The organism is Lentzea sp. NPDC037011 (assembly GCF_055607425.1).
On record NZ_JBVJRT010000008.1, the window covers coordinates 402,591 to 424,255 of the forward strand.

The following is a 21,665-nucleotide window of genomic DNA, read 5'->3' on the forward strand; positions in this document are numbered from 1 at the left end:
CTGGGGGACAACGTTGTCATAGTGGCCGTATCTCACCCCGGCTCCACGCCCTTGTCAACCGTTCGGCACCGGTCAAGCGGGGTCGGGTGGCGGGCAGTCGCCAGCGGTGTCCACTGTGGAGGATCAACCGCGTTCCGCCGGTGCTCGCGGAACCACTCCTCCGCACCACTGCCCGCGCCCGGAATCCCGTCTAGGGTGGGCCTCGTGGACGCACTGGACCCCATCGAGTCGGTCAACACCTTCATCGGCACGAAGGACGAGGGCAACACCTTCCCGGGCGCCTCCATGCCGTTCGGCAAGGCCCACTCCAGCCCGATCGGCTCGCACTACGCCGGCTACCGCTACGACGACCAGGTCATCCGCGGCTTCGGCCACTTCTTCCTCTCCGGCGCCGGCTGCTGGGAGCAGGGCGGGCTGGTCTCGATCCTGCCGATCTCGGGCCCGTTGCCGGCGAGCTTCGACCACCGGCGCTACGGCGCGAAGTACACCCACGACGGCGAGATCGGGAAGCCCGGCTACTACAAGGTCAGGCTGGACCGGGACATCACCGTCGAGTGCACCGCCACCACGCGCGTCGGCGTCGAGCGGTTCACGTGGCCGGGTGGCGTGGGCGGCACGGTGCTCGTCAACGTCGGCCAGGCCAACGACAAGGAACCCGTCTCGGCCAGCAGCGTGGTGGTCCTGGACGACCGCACCATCGCCGGAACCGTGGAGACGCAGGCGTTCTGCGGCGGCCGGCCGTACGTCTCCCACTTCACCACCCGGTTCGACCGGCCGTTCCGGGAGTTCGGCACCTGGGGTCCGAACGGGGCGAAGCCGGGGCAGCGCGAGTCGCGGGGCGGTGCCGGGCTGCGGGGCGCGTGGGTCACCTTCGAGCCCGGGCCGGTCACGGCGAAGACCGCACTGTCGCAAGTGGACGCCGACGGGGCGACCGGGAACCTCGGCGAGGCCGGGGAGAAGAGCTTCGACGAGCTCCGCAACGAGGCGCAGCAGGCGTGGCGCGACGAATTGGCGTGCATCGAGGTCGAGACGGACGACTGGGACGAGCGCGCGGTCTTCTACACCGCGCTGTACCACGTGTTGTTGCAGCCGCTGACCGGCAGCGACCTCGACGGCCGGTACCGCGGGTTCGACGGGCAGGTCCACCGCGCCGACGGCTGGACCTACTACGAGTACTTCAGCCTGTGGGACACCTATCGCGCGCACAACCAGCTGCTGGCGCTGCTGAGGACCAAGCGCAGCAAGGACATCGCCCGCAGCGTGCTCGCCGTCCACGAGCAGGGCGGGTGGCTGCCGCGGTGGGCGTTCGCCAACCAGGAGACCAACTGCATGACCGGCGACCCGGTCACGCCGTTCCTGGTCGACCTGTGGCGGTTCGGGCACCTGGAGGGCTTCGAGGAGCAGGCGTACCGGGCACTGCTGCAGAACGCCGACGGCGTGCCGCCGGAGAGCTCCCGGTTCCAGGGCCGGTCGGGCAACCCGAGCTACCTCGCGAACGGGTTCGTCCAGTACGACAAGCACTTCCCGAAGAAGGGGCAGGACACCGACCCGCACCACGGCGCGTCCGCCACGCTGGAGTACGCGCTCGCCGACGCCACGCTCGCGGTCATGGCCGAGGCGCTGGGGCACCGGGAGGACGCGGAACGGCTGCGGCAGCGAGGCCTCAACCACCGCGCCCTGTGGGACCGGGGCGTGAGCGACCGCGGCTTCACCGGGTTCCCGCGCCCGAAGCTGCGGGACGGCTCCTGGCTCGACCCGTACACGCCGCAGGGCTCGGAGGGGTTCCACGAGGGCACGGCCTGGCAGTACCAGTGGTTGTGCCGGCACGACATCCCCGGCCTGCTCACCGCAGTCGGCGGCGCGGCGGCGGCCGAGGCGCGGCTCGACGACTTCTTCGCCTACCCGGACCTGCTGACCGACCCGAGGCGCACGGTGCGGGAGAAGTGGGTCGTCGGGCCCTACGACTACTACAACCAGTTCCGGTACAACCCGAACAACGAACCCGACCTGCACGCGCCGTGGATGTACGCGCTGATCGGCAAGCCGGAGAAGACCTCGGTCGTCGTCAGGGCCGCGCAGACGCTGTTCGTCAACGGCCCGGCCGGAGTCACCGGCAACGACGACCTCGGCACGATGTCGGCCTGGTACGTGTTCAGCGCGCTCGGCATGTACCCGGCGGTGCCCGGCACCGGCGAGTTCGTGCCGCACGCGCCGAAGTTCACCAGGGCCGTGGTGCACCTGGAGAACGGCAGGGACGTCGTGATCAGGGCCGAGGGCGCCGACCTCGCGAAGACGCAGGTGGTGCGGCGGGTCCGGGGCGGGTGGCTCGCCAGGACCAGGGACCGGATCGAGGTCGCCGAGCTGCGGTCTGGCGCCGTGCTGGACGTCGAACTGGGCACACTTCCCAATTGAGACACCGAATCGGCCGTAAACTCACGCGATGGGCACCTGTGCGACGTGCGGCACGCACTTCGCGCCCCGGCCGTCGAGGGCGCGGTACTGCTCGAACGCGTGCCGTCAGCGGGCCTACCGGCGGCGCACCGCGGGTACGTCCACTGTGGTCACCGAGGTGCCCGCCCACGCCGACGCGTTCGTCGGGCGCACCGTCGAGCTCGCCGAGCTGCAGGTGTTGCTGCGCAAGCACAGGATGCTCACGCTCGTGGGTGCGGCCGGTGTCGGCAAGACGCGGCTCGCGGCGGAGCTCGCCGGCCGGCTGAAGCGGGTGGAGGTGCGCACGGTCGAGCTGGGCCGGGTCGGCGCGGCCGACCAGGTGGTGCCGGCGTTCGCCCACGCCGTCGGGGTCCACCGGCACGCGGGGGCCGGGTTGCACGGCACCCTGCTCGCGGAGCTGGCCGGACGCAGGGTGGTGCTGCTGGTCGACAACTGCGAGCACCTCGTCGAGGAGTGCTGTGCCGTCGTGGACGCGCTGCTGGCGCGCTGTCCCGGGGTGCAGGTGCTGGCCACGAGCCGGGAGGCGTTGCGCGCCTTCGGGGAGGCGGTCTACCCGGTGCGGGGCATGGCGGCCGACGCCGTCCGGTTGTTCACCGACCGGGCCGGGATCAGCGCCACGCCGGAGCACGAGGCCGAGATCGCCGCCGTGTGCGCGCGGCTGGACGGCGTCCCGCTCGCGGTGGAGCTGGCAGCGAAGCTCATCCGGTCGGTGCCGCTGTGCGAGCTGGCCGACCGGCTCGACGAACGGCTCGACCTGCTCGCCGACGCGGACGGGCAGAGCAGGCACCGCAGCCTGCGCGCCGCCATCGCGTGGAGCCACGACCTGCTGACCGGGCAGGAGGAGGCGCTGTTCCGCAGGCTCGCGCTGCTGCCAGGCGGGTTCGGGCTGGGCATCGCCGAGGTCGTGCACGGCGGGCCGGTGGTCGAGCCGCTCGCCGCGTTGCAGGCGAAGTCGTTGGTGGTGCGGGAGAACGACGGCCGCTTCCGGATGCTGGAGTCGGTGCGCCTCTACGCGGAGGAACAGCTGCGCAGCCGCGACGAGTACGCCGAGACCGCGCGCCGGATCGTCGACTGGTTGTGCGGGATGGGCGAATCCGGTGTCACGTCGTCGGTCCTCACGCCCGAGCAGGTCGAGGTGCAGCACCAGGAGTACGACAACGTGGCGTACGCGTTCGCCCGTCTGGTGCAGCCGTGGGACGAACGCCGGCTGATGCTCGCCACGATCCTGCTGCGGGTCTGCTCGGACCGCGGTTGCTTCGCCGAAGCGGGCACCGTGCTGATGCAGGTGCTGGACCGAACGGCGGCCGATGCGCGCTACCGCGTCCTCGCGCTGGAGTACGCGTCACTGCTGGCGAGCCACGAGGGACGGCACGACGACGCGGTGCGGTACGCGCTGGAGGCGGTCGAGACCGCAGAGGCGGGTGGCCAGCAGCTCGTCGTGTGCCGCCTCTACCGCACGGTCGCGGGCGCTTACGACGGCATGGCCGACCTGCCGAACACGGCGCGGGCCCTGCGCCGGTCGATCGAGTGGGGTGTGCGCAACGGCGACGACGTGAGCGTCGCCGTGTCGAGCCGGAACCTCGGCCGGGTGCGGCTGGAGCTGGGCGACGTCGACGGCGCCGACGAGCTGGTGTCCGCGGCCCTGCCCGTGCTGGCGGACCTGGGGCGCCCCGACATCGCGGCCACCGCCCTGCACACCTCCGGCTGCGTCGCGCTGGAACGCGGCGACCTGGGCAGGGCGGGCGCGCGGTTCGCCGAGAGCACGCGGATGTCGGCGGCGGCGCCGCGGGCGGTGCTGGAGGCGGTCGAGGGCTGCGCCCTGGTCGCCGTGCTGTCCGGGCGGCACGAGCTCGGGGTGCGGTTGCTGGCCGCCTGCCGGCAGATGCGCGCGGTGTGGGACGTCCCGCCGGGACCGTGGTGGCGGCGGAAGATCGCCGCCGTTCGCGACGTCGCACGGGAAGCCTTGCCCCGCGCGGCTTTCAGCCGGGCCGAGCGGGCCGGTCGCGCGATGGACCTCCGCTACGCCGTGGAGACCGCGCTGGACGAGGCGGCCGCGCGCGACGCGGTGCTGAGCGACCGGCAGCGGATGGTCGCCGACCTGGTGGCGCAGGGCCTCACGAACGCGCAGATCGCGGCCAGCCTGGGGATCTCGCACCGCACCGTCGAGTCGCACGTGCACAACGTGAAGACCGTGCTCGACCTGTCGACCCGCGCGCAGCTCGCGGCCTGGGTGCAGTCCAACTGAGACGTAACGCAGCGGCCCATCCGGATGACTTCCCGCCGCCCGCAGGTCATTGTGATGACAACCAACGGAGGGGACGACGTGGAACCGTTCCGCCTGCTGCACCCCGACCTCGTGCCGCGGCACCGCGAGTCGGTGCGGCACGCGGCGTCCGTGCTCGCCCGGATGGGGCTGGACGACACGGTGCTCTCCGCCTCGCCCGTGCACCAGCGGCTGGCCCGCGTGGTGCTGGCGAGCAGCGACGTCATCGGGTGGGAGCCCGGCCCGTGCGACGGCCACCTCGCCGACGACCGGCGGCTGGGCATCACCAGGGCCGGCGGCGACAGCGGCGCCGTGTTCCTGTCCGGCGTCCTCACCGCCTACCTCGACGTCCTCGGCAACGCCACCCGCATGGGCACCTCGCTGGGCGGGGACGCCTGGCGCACCCTGGTGTGGGCGCCCACCGCCCTCTTCGACCACGTCCTGCGCCGGCCCCAGGTCGGCATGACCGTCGTGATGCCCGGCACCGGTTCCGAGGACCTGTCGCACCAGCGCGTCCTGGCCGGCCAGCGCCTGCACCTCGCGCTGATGCAGGTCGTCCGGTTCGCCGTCGGCGGGGTCGTGCGCCCCGGTGGTGACGGCCCGCTCGTCGAGGACTGCGTGACCCTCGCGACCGCGTGCCTGCGGGCGGCGACCGTCGCGCTCGCGTTCGCCGGGGACGTCATGGGCGGTCCGGTGCCGCGGCTCGCCGAGACCGCGGAGCACCGCCTCGCGTGGCAGGCGCTGGGCGAGGTCCGCACGGCCGTGCCGCGGGCGCGGTTCGAGCAGTTCGCCGCCGCGCTGCGCAGGTCGGCCGACGTCCACACCGAACGCCCGCTGCTGGTCGCGGGCGGCTGACGGCTTTCGTCTCGACTTCGCGACGACTTTGGTCGATCCGCGGCGTGCGGGACCTGCCGCTGACCTACCGTCGCGCCATGACGCAGGAACGGTCGGCGGTCGTGGTGCGGGACGTCCGCAAGAGCTACGGCGAGCTGAAAGCGGTGGACGGGGTCTCGTTCACCGTGGCCGAGGGCGAGTTCTTCGGCATTCTGGGGCCCAACGGCGCCGGTAAGACGACGACGCTGGAAATCGTCGAAGGCCTGCGCGAGCCCGACAGCGGTGAGGTGTCGCTGCTCGGCGAGAGCCCGTGGCCGCGCAACACGAAGTTGTTGCCGCGCATCGGTGTGCAGCTGCAGGCGTCGTCGTTCTTCGAGAAGCTGACGGCGAAGGAGCAGTTGCAGACGTTCGGCTCGCTCTACGGCGTGAGCCCCGGCACCGCCGCGGACATGCTGGAGCTCGTCGGCCTCGCCGACAAGGCGAACGAGCAGGAGAACAAGCTCTCCGGTGGGCAGCGGCAACGGCTCTCCATCGCGTGCGCGCTCGTGCACGACCCGGACATCGTGTTCCTGGACGAGCCCACGGCCGCGCTCGACCCGCAGGCCCGGCGCAACCTCTGGGACGTGCTGCGGGCCATCCGGGAGCGCGGCAAGACCATCGTCTACACCACGCACTACCTCGACGAGGCCGAGATCCTCTGCGACCGCGTCGCCATCATGGACAGGGGCAGGGTGCTCGCTCTCGACCCGCCGGCGGTGCTCGTGCGCGGCCTGGACGCACCGACCCACGTGACGCTGCAGAAGGGCCTGCTGTCCGTCGTGGACGCCACCGCGCTCGACGGTGTCGAGGAGGCGCACGAGGACGAGGTCTCGCTGACGATCTCCACCCGCCGCCCCGCGCCGGTGCTGTCCGCGCTCGCCGACCGCGGTGCGCTCGACGGCCTCCAGGTCCGCACGGCCACCCTCGAAGACGTCTTCCTCGACCTGACCGGGCGGGAGTACCGCGCATGACCGCGTTCAGAACGCTTTCGCTCGCGATGTTCAAGGGGTTCGTCCGGGACAGGGTGACGCTGTTCTTCACCTTCCTGTTCCCGCTGATGTTCCTGGTGATCTTCGGTCTGCTCCTGCGGGACGTGGGCACGGACAAGACGAAGATCGCGGTGGTCGGCGACGGCCCGGTGGTCAGCTCGCTCAGGGACAGCGGTGTGCTGGAGCTGGAGGCGTTCGACGACGAGAACGCCGCCTTGCAGAAGGTGAAGGACGGCGACCTGCCGGCCGCGCTGATCGTGCGCGGCCAGACGCTCGACGTCCGCTACGCGCAGAGCGACCAGGTCCAGTCGGCGACCGTCCTCGGGATCGTGAACGGGTTCGTGGACAAGACCAACCTCGCCGCCACGGGCCAGCCGCCGCGGTTCACCTTCGCCGCCGAGAAGGTCGAGGACGCCTCGCTCAAGCCGATCCAGTACCTGACGCCGGGCATCCTGTCGTGGGGCGTGGCGGTGTCGGCGGTGTTCGGCTCCGCGCTGACGCTGGTGTCGTGGCGGCGCAAGCAGGTGCTGCGGCGGATCAGGCTCGCGCCGGTGTCCACGACCGCGGTGCTGTCGTCGCGGGTGCTCGTCAGCGCGGGCGTCGCGCTGGTGCAGGGCGCGATCTTCGTCGGCATCGCGATGCTGCCGGTGTTCGGGCTGCGGCTCTCGGGGCACTGGTGGCTGGCGATTCCGTTGCTGCTGCTGGGGACGGTCGCGTTCTTCGCGCTCGGCATGCTCGTCGGCGCGTTCGCGAAGACCGAGGAGTCCGCGTCGGCCGCGGCGAACATCGTGGTGCTGCCGATGGCGTTCCTGTCCGGCACGTTCTTCCCGGTCGACCAGGCGCCGGGGTGGCTGCAGGCGGTGTCGAAGGTGTTCCCGTTGCGGCACATGAACGACGGCATGCTCGACGTGCTGGTGCGCGGCAAGGGGGTCGAGGCGCTGGTGGTGCCGGCCGCTGTCCTCACCGGGTTCGCGCTCGTGGTCGGGTTCCTCGCCTCCCGCGTCTTCAAATGGGAGGAATAGGACATAAATAGACAACCCCGGTGGCGTTGTGCTCCCCATCACGGTTCATGATGGGGAGCCATGACGTTCTCCAGCGCGGCCGGACGGTTCCGCATCCTCGCCCTCGCCGAGGCGATCTCCTGGGCGGGGCTGCTGCTCGGGATGTTCTTCAAGTACGTCGTGGTGCAGAACGAGATCGGCGTCAAGGTCTTCGGCCCGATCCACGGCTTCGTCTTCGTCGCCTTCATCCTCGTCACGCTCATGGCGAAGGAGCCGCTGCGGTGGGACGCCCGCACGCTGCTGCTGGGCCTGCTCTCCAGCATCCCGCCGTTCGGCACGGTGATCTTCGAGCGCTGGGCCGCGAAGACCGGCCGCCTCACCGAACGGGCAGCTCCCGAACAGCTCTGAGCTCGGCCTCCTGGTCGCCCTCGTGGTAGATCCGCTCGGACGCCTCGATGTTGTCCAGGAACTCCTGGTACTTCACCGCGTTGTGCAGCCGTGAGGCACGACGGGCGACGGCGAGCGCCTTCAGCGGCTCGCTGTCCGGGCGGTGCCGCAGCCAGGCCTCGCTCCACACCCGGCTGATCACGTCGCTCAGGTGCGGGGTGAACTCCGCAAGCCGGCACGCGTCGAGCGCCGGGTGGCCCCAGCACGCGTCGGACCAGTCGATCACGACGCCGCTGTTGCGCCAGTTGCCGGGGTGGAAGTCGCCGTGCACGAGGGTGTCCGGCAGCCCGAACGACGGCATCGGCACGACCGACGGCGGCAGCTGCGGCTCGCCGGCCAGCGCGTGCTGCACGGCGACCCAGCGCGGCACGACCCGCTCGACCAGCTCCGGCGTGAGGTCCCAGCAGTTGCCGCCCTCCGCCTGACTCAGCAGCACCCGGCCCGGCGCGGACGCGAGCACCGCCGGCACGAGCGTCGGGTCGTGCGCCGCGACCGTCTTGAGCACGGCGCCCTCGTCGCAGAAGAACGGCGGCACGGCCTTGAGCCACACCGGGCCGCCCGCGGTGGGCAGCCGGTGCACGCTCGACAGGTTCCACGTCCTGACCTGCACGGCAGGGCCGGTGCGGGTGACCGCGGTGTCGGCCCACGCCACCAGCTCCGCGGGACCGCCGAGCCGCGCCCACGGCAACCGGTGCTCGGCGTCGGGCTCCGGCTCCTCCGCGGGCCGCAGCTCCGTGCGGTCCGGCTCGCCGTGCGCCTCCACGTGGTAGGTGACCGTGCCGCCCCATGGCACCTGGCCGCCCTCGACCGACACCAGCCGCAGCACGCTCGTCTCGACACCCAGCAGCTCCCGCAGCACGGCGTTGACCGGCTCGACGTGGTTCCACTCCGGGGTCGGCACCGGCAGGACACCGGTGCGCCCGGCGAACCCGCTCGGGGTGCTGACGAGGGCGACGATCGAGCGGTCAGGGCGGTTTCGGATCACCCGCCCATGACGCCACAGCTCCGGTCGCGTGCCAACCGAATTAGTCCTCGAAGTCGCCGCTGGCCCTGCGCACCTTGGCGAGCAGGTCGGTGAGCTGCTCGGTCTGCCGGTCGGTGAGTCCCTTGAGCCCGAGGTTGACCCGCACGACCGCCTCGGTCGCCGCCTCCCGGCGCTGCAGACCGGCCTCGGTGATCTCCACCAGCGTCGTGCGGCGGTCGGTCGGGTGCGGCGTGCGGCGGACCAGGCCGTCGCTCTCCAGCCGGTCGACGATGTTCGTGACCGACGTCGGGTGCAGCTGCAGGCGCTCGCCCATGACCCGCATCGGCAGCGCGCCCTTGCGGGAGAAGAACAGCAGCACCAGCGCCTCGTAGCGGGCGAACGTGAGCCCGTGCGGCTTGAGGGCTGCGTCCACCGCGGACTGGATGATTTGCTGGACACGCATGACGCTCGTGACGGCGGCCATCGACGTGGCCGAACCGACGCGCTCGTCCCACAGTTCGGCCGCGCGGGCGATCGGATCGAACGGCAGCGGTGTCATGTGCACGGAAGCTACCAGTCAGTACACGCAGAGATCACCAGGGAGGCACGTGTGCTTGTCGCGTTCAGCGTTGCTCCGTCCGCATCGGACTCGTCGGGAAGTGTGGCCGCGGCCGTCGCCGAGGCCGTGCGGATCGTGCGGGAGTCGGGACTGCCCAACGAGACGAACTCGATGTTCACCTTGGTCGAGGGGGAGTGGGACGAGGTGATGGACGTCGTGAAGCGCGCGACGGAGGCGGTGCAGGCCGCGGCACCGCGGGTCTCGCTCGTGCTCAAGGCCGACATCCGGCCGGGCCACACCGGGCAGCTGAAGGCCAAGGTGCAGCGGATCGAGGACCACCTCGCCGACACCCCGTGACCCGTGTGGAGCAACGGTCCGCACGAACGGCCGAGGGCTCTACGCCGCACCGGTGAGCGGGTCCGTGCGGCGGCGTCCGCTGGGTTAGCGTGTCGGGCGTGGATGTGAGGCAGCTGTGGCTGCGGTTCGAGCCGTACCACGACGTCACCTACTTCACGCCCGAGTCCCGCGCTGCGACCGACGCGCTGGGCTGCAAGGGCGGCTGGATGGGCTACTTCGGCCTGCGCGCCGCACCGCTGGGCGCCGCCTCCCGCGAGCTGGTGACGGCCGTCTTCTACAACTTCGCCCCGCGCAAGGTCGCACGGGCGCTGCCCGACGCGTGGGAGGTCGCCTCGCCGGCGGAGTTCCTGCGGGCCCGGCTGGAGGGCGTCGACGGCGCCCTGCGGCGGTTGCTCGGCGCGGTGGACACCCCCGAGATCACCGAGCTGGCCGTGCTCGCGCGGGACGCCGCCGAGGCCGCTCCGATCGCGGGCCGCCCGCTGGCCGCGGCGAACCGCGCGCTGCCGTGGCCCGACGAGCCGCACCTGGCGCTGTGGCACGCGTGCACGATCTTGCGCGAGTCGCGTGGAGATGGGCATGTGGCTGCGCTCGTGGCCCACGGTGTGGGACCGTGCCAAGCGCTTGCGCTCTACGCGCGTGAGCATTCCCTCGATCCGGCGTACATGCGGGCGGCGAGGGGGTGGACGGAGGAAGAATGGGAAGCCGCCGACCTGCCCGGTGACCTCGCCGCGGTGGAACGGGCGACCGACGAGGCCGCCCGCGCGCCGTGGGAAGCGCTGGGAGGACAGCGGACCGAGCGGTTCGTCGACCTGATGACACCGCTTGCACTACGCATCGCTTCGGGCAACGAGGCGATGCGCGTCAACCCGATGGCCCTGGACCCGGTCCGGGAACTAGCCGTGCCAGGATGGAACACGTGACAAGGCCTGATCCTCGCAAGACCGCCGCACTGTCCGCCGCGCTCTCGGGCGCCGTCGACCTGGGTGCCCTGAAGGCGCGCGCCGACGCCGCCCGCCAGGCGGCCGCGTCGCCCGCTCCCGCCGCCGGTCCCGCCGGAGCTCCGAACGGGTCCGCGCCGTGGATCGTGGACGTCACAGAGGCGTCGTTCCAGGCGGTGGTCGAGCAGTCCCTGCAGGTGCCCGTCGTGGTGCTGCTGGGTGCCTCCTACAGCCCGGAGTCGCAGCAGTTGGCCGCGTCGCTCACGCGGCTCGCCCAGCCGTCGGGCGGCTCGTGGATCCTCGCGCGGGTCGACCTGGAGCAGGCCCCGCGCATCGGCCAGGCGTTCGGCGTGCAGTCCGTGCCGACGACCGTGGCCGTCGCCGGCGGGCAGCCGATCGACGCGTTCGCCGGCCCGCTCGCTGACGCCGAGCTGCAGCAGTGGATCGCGCGGCTGCTGGACGCGCTGCGCGACCGGCTGCCGGGCATCCGCGCCGGCGAGGCCAACGCCACCGCGCCGGCCGAGCCGGAAGAGCTTCCAGAGGACCCGCGGTTCGTCGCCGCCGAGGAGGCCTTCGAGCGGGGCGACTACGCCGCCGCGCAGGCCGCCTACCAGCACATCCTCGACGCCGAACCGTCCAACGAGCTTGCGAAGGAAGGTCTCGCGCAGGCGCGGTTCGCCGAGCGGGCCGAAGCCGTCGACCCGGCGGTGATCGCGAAGGCGGACGGTGCACCGGACGACGTCGACGCGCAGCTCGCCGCCGCCGACGCGCAGGTGGCGTCGCAGCAGGTGGAGGAGGCGTTCAAGCGCCTCGTCGACACCGTGCGGCGGGTGTACGGGGACGACCGCGACCGCGTGCGCCAGCACCTGGTCGGCCTGTTCGAGCTGTTCCCCGCGGACGACCCGCGCGTGGCCGCAGCCCGCCGCAACCTCGCTTCCGCCCTCTACTGACCGGCACGCGGGCCCCCCACGTTCCCCTCTGAGGCACGCGGGGCCTTTACGTTCCCTTTTGAGGCACGCGGGGCCCCTACGTTCCCTTCTGAGGGCACGCGGGGTCCCTGCGTTCCCTTCTGGGGTACGCGGGGACCCCGCGTACCCTCTGAATTAGGGGCGGCGGCGTTCGAGGAGTACGGTGTCGCGCCATTTGCCGTGGTGCTGGGCGATCCGTTCGCGGAGTCCGACCGTGCGGAACCCCGCCCGGTGGTGCAGTGCGATGCTGGCGCGGTTCTCCGGGAAGATCACGGCCTGCAACGTCCACAGGCCGTCGGCATCGGCGGCCGAGACCTGGTGGTGCAGCAGGGTTTTGCCCACGCCGCGGCCCTGGAACGCGTCGCTCACGTAGATCGAGGTCTCGGCCACGCCCGCGTAGCACTCGCGCGGTGAGACCGGGGCGGCCGAGGCCCAGCCCGCCACGGAACCGTCCACCACCGCGATCCAGCGGTGGTCCGGGAGCCACTTCGGCTCCAGCGTGCGGCGGGACGGGACCTCGGTTTCGAACGTCGCGTTGCCCGAGGCGATGCCCTCGCCGTAGATGCGGCGGACATCGGGCCAGTCGGCCGCGGTCATCGCGCGCACGGCGACACCGGCGACCGGCCGGACCGAACCGGTGGTCAGCGCGCCCATCACCGCGTCGGCGGCGTGCGGCAGACCGGTGCAGCACGACGGGTTCACCGACACCATCGTCGCCGTGCCCTCGCGCCGCACGCGCAGGAAGCCGACCTCGGAGAGCTTGCGGACGTGGTGCGAGCAGGTGGACTGGCTGATGCCGAGCGACGTCGTCAGCTCGCCCACCGTGACCTCGCCGGGCGCGGACGCGACCTGGTGGAGCAGGCGCACGCGCGTGGGGTCGGACAGGCTCGCGAACCACGAGGCGTACGTGGTGGCTTCATCGGTCAGCACCGGAAAAGTATCGACCGGCGTCGATCAAAGGGTCAAACCGAGTACTTCTTCACGCACAGCGCGGAACCGCGGAAGAACCCGTCGGCGAAGGCCTCCACCCGTGCGAACCCGGAGGGCACCGCCTTGCCGTTCACGTCGGCCGCGATGAGGCTGTCGTCGGCGAGCAGCTCGGCCACGGCCTCGTCGAGGTCGCCGGGGGACAGCCGCAGACCCGCGGCGGGGTCGGGGCGGTTGGTGAGCCCCGCCCACGCCCCGGTGAGGCACGCCGTGCGCTGGCCCGCCGCGTCGTCGTCGAGCCTGAAGCCCGTGGCGCTCTGGATGGACAGCGAGAAGCGGGACGCCACGACGGCGAACGCGGCGAAGTCGCCGATGCCGCCCTTCTGCCCGCGCTTGGGCGGGGTGCCGATCTTGACCAGCGACGGCAGGTCGAGCTGGACCTGGTTCGTGGCGGGGCAGTAGGACGCGGGCGAGGTCGTCTGGGCGTCGGCGCAGGACCTGATGCCGCCCTTGTCGAGGGCGGGGAAGGCCGCGCCGCTGGACCTGTAGGCGTCGCGCAGCGACTCCTCCAGCGCCTTGAGGTACTTGTCCTGGTCGATGCGGGCGTTGCCGCGGCCCTGGCCCTGGTCGGTGTCCTGCAACGAGAACGGGCGTTCGGTGATGCGCTTGTCGATCTCGGCCTCGTTGATCTCGGCGCAGCGGGCGGCACCGCGCACGAACCCGAACTGGAAGGCGGAGACGCGGTCGAACGCGCTGCCGTGGGCGCCCTGCTTCTCGAACGAGGTGCCGGCGGAGTCGCGGATGAAGAACATGGTCTGCAGCACCTGGTTGAGGCCCTCGCCGGTGGACAGCTCGAAGTGCTTGGACCTGTTCTCGGCGATCCAGCGCATGAACACGCCGGTGTAGCAGTCGGCCTGCTGCTCCTTGACGATCGACTGGGTGTTCGGCCCGATGCCGGACGCGGCACCGAGCTTGTACTGCACGGCGTGGCCCATCTCGTGCGCGAGAACGGTGACGACGGCCATCGGGCCGAACGCGTCCTTGAGCATCGGCAGCAGCTCGCCGCGGTCCCAGGTGATGCTGTCGTCGACCGCGCAGTAGAACGCGTTGGCGATGCCGGTGGTGTTGAGGCGGCAGACCTCGACGCCCTTGCCGTTGGAGTCGTAGGAGATGAACCGCTTCACCGGCTCGAACGCCTTGCCGCCGAACGCCTTCGGCATCTCGTCCTTCCAGAACTCCTGGACGTCGGCGAGCGTGTTGATCGCGAGCTGGTCCATCTCGCCGCCGTCGCCGTTCTCGACGGACAGGTCGGCGTTCGGCACGCCGGGCTTGGCGCCGGACGGGCCGTTGGTGATCGCGAGGCCCGCGACCTTCGTGGGGTCGGGCCGCTCGCCCTTCGGTGCTCCCTCGACCACGGAGGAGCATCCCGCCAGCGCGACGACGGTGGTGAGCGCTGCGGCCAGGCGTCCGATCCCCATGGTCAGAGGCTACTCAGTGCCCTCTGGGCCTGGTGAGGGAACCACCAGCGGCCAAACGTGAAACTCCCTCACCCCCTGGGGTGATTTCAAGACTGCACGGACTCGTTTCCTTGTCCCGCCGATGTTCCGGAGCGCACAGTCCCCCCACGCAAGCCTTCGGCGTGGAAGGAGTTTGGCGGTATGGGAAGAACGCGCTGGGCACGGTTCGTCGGGGTGCTCGGCATCGGTGCCGTGGGCGCCGGTGTGCTCCTCTTCGGCATGTCCCAAGGAGCGCTGGCCGCCTCGTTCTCGGTGTCCGGCAGCAGTTTCAAGGTGTCCGCTGACGGCTTGACGGGCCAGGGGTACGTCCAGTTCGGCGGGGTGGACGCCGGGTCCGGTCAGGTGCACCCGGTCGCGGTGAACGGCTTCAAGTCGGCATCGCTCGACAAGTTCTGCCAGTCGGTCTTCGTCCCCGACATGCCGGTCGTCGGCGACCTCACGATGCGCATCGAGGCCGGCGGCAAGGGCGGCATGGAGGCGACCAACCTGGTCGTCGGGCTCACCGACATCAGCGGTGACCTGACGCTGGGCAACCCGCAGATCGGCATCGACGCCGGCACGCTGTCCAAGGGCCCGGAGGGCCTGAAGGGCCTGCCGGGGTCGTTCGGCATGCAGGCCGACACCGTCAACATCGCGGCGCTGCGGCAGGTCGCGTGGAGCACGACGGCCCAGTCCATCAAGTTCAAGGGAATGAACCTGAGCTTGAAGCAGGGGCAGAACGAGTGCTTCTGAGGCTCTGGCGCAGCTTCACCGCGTGGCGGCGTGGCCGGCCCTTCTGGGCCGGCCTGTTCGTCATCGCCGGTGCGATGGTCATCCTGTTCCCGCCGTTCGTCGGCGTGAAGCTCGGCGACATGATCATCTCGATCAAGACGATCGGCGGCGTCTCCGCGCTGCTGATCGGCACGTTGCTGATCATCTGCGGTCTGTCGCTGTGGATCGCGCCGGGGTTCCGGCTCGCCTCCGGCATCGTCACCGTGCTGCTGTCGCTGGTGGCGCTGGTGACGACGAACCTCGGCGGCTTCCTGCTCGGCACCGTCCTCAGCCTGCTCGGCGGCGCGCTCGCCGTGGCGTGGACCGACGTGCCGAAGGAACCGAAGGCACCGGGGGAGAAGCGCCGGAGGAAGGGCCGGTCGGAGCTCTCCCTGGAGAACCCGGCACCGCCGATGGCCGCCGTGGCCCTGATCGCGCTGCTCGCCGTCCAGCAACCGTCCGCCGACCCCGCCGACCCGTCGGTACCGCCGCCCGTGAGCACCACCCAGGCCCCCACGAGCAGCTCCGTCGCACCGCCGTCGAGCAGTACGCCACCGGGCACCCCGCCGGGCAGCTCCACCCCGCCGCCGGCGCCGTCGTCCGTGCCGGCCCCACCGCCGAGCACGGTGCCGCCGTCGACGCCGGCCACCCCGCCACCGGCCCCTGCCCCGGTGGCGGGCGGCAGGGAGTGGACCCTCACCGCCTCCCGGCTCGACCTGGTCGGCCTGAACTTCGCGGGCGTCGTCGACTCGGTGCTGAACGGCCAGGTCGTGAAGGTCCTCAAGTTCACGGCCACCGACATGAAGATCCGCGACCTGGTGCAGACCGGCGAGGTCTCACCCGGCGTGCAGCTCGTGACGAGGGCCGCGCCTGGCAGCACGTCCACGGTCTCGGTCCCGTTCGGCTCACCGGCCAGGATCGAGCTGTTCACCGTGCAGCTCAAGGGGAACCTGGACATCCTCGGCATCAAGATCCCGGTTGACTACACCGCGGCCCACCCGCCGCCGCTGAACGTGCCGATCGCGTCGTTCACCGAGGTCACGGTGCGCAACGCGGACCTGGCCGGCGGCACCCTGAAGATCCCCGGCGCGAAGATCTCGCTCCAGTCGAGCTGACCGCCCCCGGCACAGTGAAGCCCGCAGCGGAACGGTCCGCTGCGGGCTTTCGGCTGCCGGGCGCAAGATCAGTTCAGCCCGCACTTCTTCGGACCCTCGAACACCCCTTCGCGGAACCGGGCCACCCGCTCGAAGCCGGGGTCCACCGCGTCACCGCCGGTCGCGTCGCGGGCCGCGTAGTCGAACCGCAGCAGCACCGTCACCGCCTCGTCGAAGTCGCCCGGCGACAGCCCGAACCCGTCCTGCCGCTGGAACACCGCGCCGGTGTACGCGCCGGCCAGGCACAGCGCGGCCTTCGAGGCCTCCTCGCCCTCGGTCGGCTTGCCGAGGACGGCCAGCTCGGCCAGTGCGTACCGGGTGGCGATCAGCGTGCCGGTGGCGTAGTCGCCGAGCTCCTTGTGCAGCGCGGGCAGCTCGTCCTTGGTGTCGATCTTGATGGTCTTGTCCGACGGGCAGTAGGCGACCGGGCCCTGGTCACCGGAGCAGTCCGGCTCGCTGGACGCGGCCTCGGCGCGCACAGTCGGCCAGGTCTTGCTCTGGGTCGTGGCCAGCGTCTTGAAGTACGTGTCGAGGTCGGGGGTGACCGACTCCAGCATCTCGTCGAACGGCAGGTTGCCGCCGTTCGCGCGGTCGCGGGTGCTCGTGAAGGCGCGCTGGGTGAACGTGCGGTTCTGCACGGACATGGCGGCGCAGAACTTGGGGCCCTGCTCGAAGCCGTCCTGGAAGGCGGCCACGCGGTCGAACGCGCTGCCGTGCGCCTGCTCGTCCTCCGGTGAGGTGCCGACCGGGTCGCGGAACGTGATCAGCGCGCCCAGCGCCTTGTCCAGCGCGTCGGTGCCGATGTCGAGGTACTCGGAGTCGCCGTCGGTGACGTGCCGGACGAACGAGCCCGCGAAGCAGTCGGCCTGCGCCTCGGTGAGGATCGTCGGGTACTTGTCCGGCTCACGGCGCTCCGCCTCCGGCGTGATGCCCATGCGGTTCTGCACGGCGTGGCCGACCTCGTGGGCCAGCACGACGACCACGGCGGCCTCGCCGAAGCGGTCCTCCAGCACGGGCAGCAGCGACGAGCGGTCCCAGGCGATGGCGTCGGCCGAGGGGCAGTAGAACGCGTTGCCCTCCACGTCGGCGGCCTTCTGCGTGCACGGCGGCGGCTTGGCGGCCGAGTCCGCGGTGTCGACGGAGTAGTAGCCGCCGCTCAGCTTCTTCCACGGCTTGCCGAACGTCTTCGGGAACGAGTCGGTCCAGAAGACCTCGATGTCCGTGAGCGCCGTCGCCGCGAGCTGGTCGATGCGGCCGTTGTCGCTGCCGCGGACCTGGATCGTCGGGTTGGCGGGTTGTTGCTTGACCACCTTGGCGGCACGGGGACGGCCGGGTATCCCGGCGGTGCACCCCGTGGCGAGCAGGGCGGTGACGACCATCAGCGCGATGCTCCAGTGCCGCATCACACCATTGTGCCTGCCGCCCGGCTCGACGGAGGCCCTACTCGGCGAACTCAGGCGCATGTGAGGGTCAACGTGTGCCGGGCCGATCGGGTTCACCCGGCGAGATCACCGCCGGTGACCGGGGCGCGACCGGCTGCGGCCGCACCCCGGCCGGCGTCACAGCTCGTCGGCGGGGTCCGGCACGAGCCACAGCACGCCCGAGGGCGGCAGCTGCAGGACCGCCGACGCGGGTCGCCCGTGCCACGGCTTGGCCTCGGCGACGACACCGCCCATGTTGCCCACGCCCGACCCGCCGTAGTGCGCCGCGTCGGTGTTCATGAGCTCCTTCCACCGCCCGGTCGACGGCAGGCCGACCCGGTAGTCGTGGTGCGGCGAACCGGAGAAGTTCGCGACGCAGGCGAGCGTCGAGCCGTCCTCACCGACCCGCAGGAACGACAGGACGTTGCCGCCCGAGTCGTTCGCGTCGATCCACTGGAAGCCCTCCGGCGTCACGTCGTGCGAGAACAGCGCCGCGGCGGTCTTGTAGACCGAGTTCAGGTCGCGCAGCAACGACTGGATGCCCTGGTGCAGCGGCTCCTGCTCGACCAGGTGCCAGTCGAGCGACCGCGACTCCGACCACTCCTGCCGCTGCCCGAACTCGCCGCCCATGAACAGCAGCTGCTTGCCGGGGTGCGCCCACATGAACGCGAGCAGCGACCGCACGCCCGCCGCCTTGTTCCAGTCGTCGCCGGGCATCCGGGTCCACAGCGAGCCCTTGCCGTGCACCACCTCGTCGTGCGAGAGCGGCAGCACGAAGTTCTCGCTCCACGCGTAGACCAGCGAGAACGTCATCTCGTTGTGGTGGAACGAGCGGTGGACCGGCTCACGCGACAGGTAGTGCAGCGTGTCGTGCATCCAGCCCATGTTCCACTTGAAGCCGAACCCGAGACCGCCCAGGTGCGTCGGCCGCGTCACGCCCGGCCACGCCGTCGACTCCTCGGCGATCATCACGATGCCGGGGTGCCGCTTGTAGACCGTCGCGTTCAGCTCCTGCAGGAACCGGACCGCCTCCAGGTTCTCCCGGCCGCCGTGCTCGTTGGGCAGCCACTGGCCCTCCGGCCGCGAGTAGTCGAGGTAGAGCATCGACGCCACGGCGTCCACGCGCAGCCCGTCGAGGTGGAACTCCTCGATCCAGAACAGCGCGTTCGCCACGAGGAAGTTGCGCACCTCGTTGCGGCCGAAGTCGAAGACGTACGTGCCCCAGTCGAGCTGCTCACCGCGACGCGGGTCGGCGTGCTCGTAGAGCGGGGTGCCGTCGAACTTCGCGAGCGCCCAGCTGTCCTTGGGGAAGTGCGCGGGCACCCAGTCGACCAGCACGCCGATGCCGCGCTGGTGCAGGGCGTCGACGAAGAACCGGAAGTCGTCCGGGGTGCCGAACCGCGAGGTCGGCGCGTAGTAGGAGGTGACCTGGTAGCCCCACGAACCGCCGAACGGGTGCTCGGCCACGGGCAACAGCTCGACGTGCGTGAAGCCCATGTCCTCGCAGTAGTCGGCGAGCTCGGTCGCGAGCTGCCGGTAGCTCAGGCCGGGCTTCCACGACCCGAGGTGCACCTCGTAGATCGACATCGGCGCGTTCGCCCACTGCGTCGCCGCACGCCGCGCCGTCCACTCGGCGTCCTGCCACTCGTGCTCCGACCGCGTGACCACCGACGCCGTCTGCGGCGGCACCTCCGTGGCGAACGCCATCGGGTCGGCCTTCTCGTGCCACACGCCGTCGGCGCCGAGGATGCGGAACTTGTACCGCGAGCCCACCGGCACGTTCGGGAGGAACACCTCCCACACGCCGGAGGACCCCATGGACCGCAACGGGTTCGCGCGCCCGTCCCAGCCGTCGAAGTCACCCGTCACGCGCACACCGCGCGCGTTCGGCGCCCAGACGGCGAACGACACACCGGTGACGTCACCGGTGACCGTCTCGTAGCACCGCACGTGCGCGCCGAGCACGTCCCACAGCCGTTCGTGGCGGCCCTCGCCGATCAGGTGCAGGTCCAGCTCGCCGACGGTGGGCAGCCACCGGTACGGGTCGTCGACCTCGATCGTGCGGTCGCCGTAGGACACGAGCAGCCGGTAGTCGCCGGGCGCCTCCGGCAGCTCGCCCTCGAAGAGGCCGTCGGCGATGCGCGGCAGCTCGACCTGCTTGTCACCCCACGCCACGGCGACCGAGGTCGCGCCGGGCCGCAGGGCCCGCGCGACCACCTGGTCGCCGACGGTGTGCACACCCAGCACCGAGTGCGGGTCGTGGTGCGCACCGGACAGGAGTCGGTCCAGGTCGGCCTTCACGGCTTACTCTCCTCCAGAAGTCATCCGGGCGATCGACGACAGCGGCACCGTCAACCACTCCGGCCTGTTGGCGTGCTCGTAAGCGACCTCGTAGACCGCCTTGTCCAGCTCGAACGCGCGCAGCAGGTGCGCGTTGTCCCGCGGGTCGGCCGCCACCTCGGCGTAGCCGTCGCAGAACGCGGCCCGGTTGCGCTTCGTCCACTCCATCGCGCGGTAGGCGAGCTGGTCGTCGTCGGGCTGGCCGACGAGCAGCTGCCTGGCCGCGTAGTCGAACGACCTCAGCATCCCCGCCACGTCGCGCAACGGCGACCGCAGCGCGTTGCGCTCCTCGACACCGGCGGCCGGCTCGCCCTCGAAGTCGATCAGCAGCCAGCCGTGCACGGTCCGCAGCACCTGGCCCAGGTGCAGGTCGCCGTGGACGTGCTGGATCGGGATCGCCCCGACGTGCCTGCGGGCCTCGTCGAACGACGCGCGCAGCGCGCTCTCGTAGCGGCCCAGCTCCGGCACCGCCTCCAGGACGGTGTCCAGGCGCCGCTGCATGCCCGCGATGGCGCGGGTGACCGCGTCGTCGTCGGCCATGCGGGTGCCCAGCGCCTCCGCGAGGTCGGCGTGCACCTTGGCCACCGCGTGCCCGAGCCGCTGCGCCTCGCCGGCGAAGTCGCCGCCCACCTCGAACGCGTGCAGGTCGGCCTCGGCCATCAGGTCGCGCACCGAGGTCTTGGCCATGTCCCAGCCCTCGACCGCGTCCGGCAGGAACTCCTGCAGCATCGCGAGCGTGACCGGCTCACCGTCGAGCGTCGTCGAGATCGAGCCGAGCGGGCGGGCGATGTGCTCGCAGCCCACCGACTGCAGCGCCCGGTGCATGACCAGGTCGCGGTTCTCGCCGCGGGCGAGCTTGCGGAAGATCTTCAGGATGTACTGCTGGCCGTAGATCAGCGACGTGTTCGACTGCTCGACGCCGATCGGGCGGCCGCGCAGCGCCGTGCGCAGCTCGACGCCCGGCTCGTGCGCGAACTCGATGCCGTTGACCCGATCGCCGGCGGCGATCTTCTCCAGCAGCAGGCCGTTGCGCTCCGGGTCGGCCGTCGCGTCGAAGCCGTCCGAGTGCTCGCTGATCACGAGCTGGTAGGCCTCGGTGCGGCCGGGTTGCTCCACCTCGACGACGCAGTGCACCAGGTCGTCGGTGAGCGGGGTCGTCCGCAGTGGACGGACGGCGGTGATCGCGCGGTCCTTGCCGCCGAACCACCGCAGCGTCGGCAGGACGTCGGGCAGGGTGCCGACCAGCTTGTCGGCGAGCTCGTCCGGGTCGATCATGCGCGCCTCACCTCATCTCGCTGTCGTCGCCCGCCTCTACCAGCTGGAACCAGTAGAAACCGTGACCGGGAAGGGTCAACAGGTAGGGGAGTTCCCCGATCGAGGGGAATTTGACACCTCCGGTCAGTTCCACCGGCGTGTAGTCGCGGTGCTCGGAGAGGTCCAGCTCGACCGGCTGCGGGAAGCGGGAGAGGTTGTTCACGCACAGGACGATGTCCTCGCGCCCGTCGGGGCGCTTCCACATCCGCTTGTAGGCCAGGACGCTCGGGTTCGAGCCGCCCAGCTCGGTGAAGTCGCCCTCGGCGAACGCGTGGTGCTGCTTGCGCACCTCGATCATGTGCCGCGTCCAGTTGAGCAGCGACGAGGAGTTGTTGAGCTGCGCCTCGACGTTGAGGCCCTGGTAGCCGTAGACCGGGTCCATGATCACCGGCAGGTAGATCCGGCCCGGGTCGCAGGAGGAGAACCCCGCGT

At 71.3% G+C, this 21,665-nt stretch carries 19 protein-coding genes; 11 read left to right on the forward strand and 8 right to left on the reverse strand.

Features of this window, described 5'->3' with window-relative positions:
• Positions 1-204 precede the first annotated feature (204 nt).
• From ACZ7CH_RS26695 to ACZ7CH_RS26720, 6 genes are all read left to right on the forward strand, one after another.
• Positions 205-2,412, forward strand: a complete 2,208-nt coding sequence (locus ACZ7CH_RS26695; protein WP_360395623.1) for a GH92 family glycosyl hydrolase — start codon at positions 205-207, stop codon at positions 2,410-2,412.
• 28 nt (positions 2,413-2,440) lie between these two features.
• Positions 2,441-4,696: a helix-turn-helix transcriptional regulator gene (locus tag ACZ7CH_RS26700; RefSeq protein ID WP_470375187.1), complete on the forward strand. Its 2,256-nt coding sequence runs from the start codon at positions 2,441-2,443 to the stop codon at positions 4,694-4,696.
• A 54-nt stretch (positions 4,697-4,750) separates the two neighbouring features.
• Positions 4,751-5,569: a hypothetical protein gene (locus ACZ7CH_RS26705; RefSeq protein ID WP_360395625.1), complete on the forward strand. Its 819-nt coding sequence runs from the start codon at positions 4,751-4,753 to the stop codon at positions 5,567-5,569.
• 77 nt (positions 5,570-5,646) lie between these two features.
• Positions 5,647-6,558 (forward strand): ABC transporter ATP-binding protein, encoded by a 912-nt coding sequence (locus tag ACZ7CH_RS26710; RefSeq protein ID WP_360395627.1) that lies wholly within the window; start codon positions 5,647-5,649, stop codon positions 6,556-6,558.
• On the forward strand, positions 6,555-7,598 hold the full coding sequence (locus tag ACZ7CH_RS26715; RefSeq protein ID WP_360395629.1) for an ABC transporter permease: 1,044 nt from the start codon (positions 6,555-6,557) through the stop codon (positions 7,596-7,598). Before ACZ7CH_RS26710 ends, ACZ7CH_RS26715 begins: the two co-directional genes overlap by 4 nt.
• A 60-nt stretch (positions 7,599-7,658) precedes the next feature.
• Positions 7,659-7,985 (forward strand): DUF3817 domain-containing protein, encoded by a 327-nt coding sequence (locus ACZ7CH_RS26720; RefSeq protein WP_360395631.1) that lies wholly within the window; start codon positions 7,659-7,661, stop codon positions 7,983-7,985.
• Here the strand turns inward: ACZ7CH_RS26720 and ACZ7CH_RS26725 are convergent.
• The gene (locus ACZ7CH_RS26725; RefSeq protein WP_470375188.1) at positions 7,954-9,009 is read right to left on the reverse strand and encodes a phosphotransferase family protein; all 1,056 of its coding nucleotides are present in this window, start codon (positions 9,007-9,009) and stop codon (positions 7,954-7,956) included. The genes ACZ7CH_RS26720 and ACZ7CH_RS26725 overlap by 32 nt on opposite strands.
• Positions 9,010-9,049: 40 nt before the next feature.
• A complete protein-coding gene (locus ACZ7CH_RS26730; protein WP_360395634.1) occupies positions 9,050-9,547 on the reverse strand; it encodes a MarR family winged helix-turn-helix transcriptional regulator in 498 nt (165 codons plus the stop codon).
• A 51-nt stretch (positions 9,548-9,598) separates the two neighbouring features.
• Between ACZ7CH_RS26730 and ACZ7CH_RS26735 the strand changes: the two genes are divergently transcribed.
• The 3 genes from ACZ7CH_RS26735 (at position 9,599) to ACZ7CH_RS26745 (ending at position 11,792) form a co-directional block, all read left to right on the forward strand.
• On the forward strand, positions 9,599-9,904 hold the full coding sequence (locus tag ACZ7CH_RS26735) for a thiamine-binding protein (protein WP_360395636.1): 306 nt from the start codon (positions 9,599-9,601) through the stop codon (positions 9,902-9,904).
• A gap of 98 nt (positions 9,905-10,002) precedes the next feature.
• Positions 10,003-10,824, forward strand: coding sequence for an SCO6745 family protein (locus ACZ7CH_RS26740; RefSeq protein ID WP_470375189.1), 822 nt, complete (start codon positions 10,003-10,005; stop codon positions 10,822-10,824).
• Positions 10,821-11,792 (forward strand): tetratricopeptide repeat protein, encoded by a 972-nt coding sequence (locus tag ACZ7CH_RS26745; RefSeq protein WP_360395639.1) that lies wholly within the window; start codon positions 10,821-10,823, stop codon positions 11,790-11,792. The genes ACZ7CH_RS26740 and ACZ7CH_RS26745 overlap by 4 nt, the downstream gene beginning before the upstream one ends.
• A gap of 153 nt (positions 11,793-11,945) precedes the next feature.
• Here ACZ7CH_RS26745 and ACZ7CH_RS26750 read toward each other — a convergent pair whose 3' ends face one another.
• On the reverse strand, positions 11,946-12,740 hold the full coding sequence (locus ACZ7CH_RS26750; protein WP_360395641.1) for a helix-turn-helix domain-containing GNAT family N-acetyltransferase: 795 nt from the start codon (positions 12,738-12,740) through the stop codon (positions 11,946-11,948).
• Between the two features lie 32 nt (positions 12,741-12,772).
• Positions 12,773-14,215 carry a neutral zinc metallopeptidase gene (locus ACZ7CH_RS26755; protein WP_360395643.1) on the reverse strand — a complete coding sequence of 481 codons (1,443 nt, stop codon included), beginning with the start codon at positions 14,213-14,215 and terminating at the stop codon, positions 12,773-12,775.
• Between the two features lie 180 nt (positions 14,216-14,395).
• On the opposite strand from ACZ7CH_RS26755, the gene ACZ7CH_RS26760 reads away from it, so the two are divergent.
• Positions 14,396-14,986 carry a DUF6230 family protein gene (locus tag ACZ7CH_RS26760; RefSeq protein ID WP_360395645.1) on the forward strand — a complete coding sequence of 197 codons (591 nt, stop codon included), beginning with the start codon at positions 14,396-14,398 and terminating at the stop codon, positions 14,984-14,986.
• The gene (locus tag ACZ7CH_RS26765) at positions 14,977-16,119 is read left to right on the forward strand and encodes a DUF6114 domain-containing protein (RefSeq protein ID WP_470375190.1); all 1,143 of its coding nucleotides are present in this window, start codon (positions 14,977-14,979) and stop codon (positions 16,117-16,119) included. Before ACZ7CH_RS26760 ends, ACZ7CH_RS26765 begins: the two co-directional genes overlap by 10 nt.
• 68 nt (positions 16,120-16,187) lie before the next feature.
• On the opposite strand, the gene ACZ7CH_RS26770 is transcribed toward ACZ7CH_RS26765, so the two are convergent.
• The 4 genes from ACZ7CH_RS26770 to ACZ7CH_RS26785 all read right to left on the reverse strand — a co-directional run.
• Positions 16,188-17,561, reverse strand: a complete 1,374-nt coding sequence (locus ACZ7CH_RS26770; RefSeq protein ID WP_360395649.1) for a neutral zinc metallopeptidase — start codon at positions 17,559-17,561, stop codon at positions 16,188-16,190.
• Positions 17,562-17,717: 156 nt separating this feature from the next.
• Positions 17,718-19,880 carry a 1,4-alpha-glucan branching protein GlgB gene (gene glgB / locus ACZ7CH_RS26775; RefSeq protein ID WP_458430526.1) on the reverse strand — a complete coding sequence of 721 codons (2,163 nt, stop codon included), beginning with the start codon at positions 19,878-19,880 and terminating at the stop codon, positions 17,718-17,720.
• Positions 19,881-19,883: 3 nt separating this feature from the next.
• Positions 19,884-21,194, reverse strand: a complete 1,311-nt coding sequence (locus ACZ7CH_RS26780) for a maltokinase N-terminal cap-like domain-containing protein (protein WP_360395653.1) — start codon at positions 21,192-21,194, stop codon at positions 19,884-19,886.
• A 7-nt stretch (positions 21,195-21,201) separates the two neighbouring features.
• A partial coding sequence (locus ACZ7CH_RS26785; RefSeq protein WP_360395655.1) for an alpha-glucosidase C-terminal domain-containing protein occupies positions 21,202-21,665 on the reverse strand: 464 nt, incomplete at its 5' end.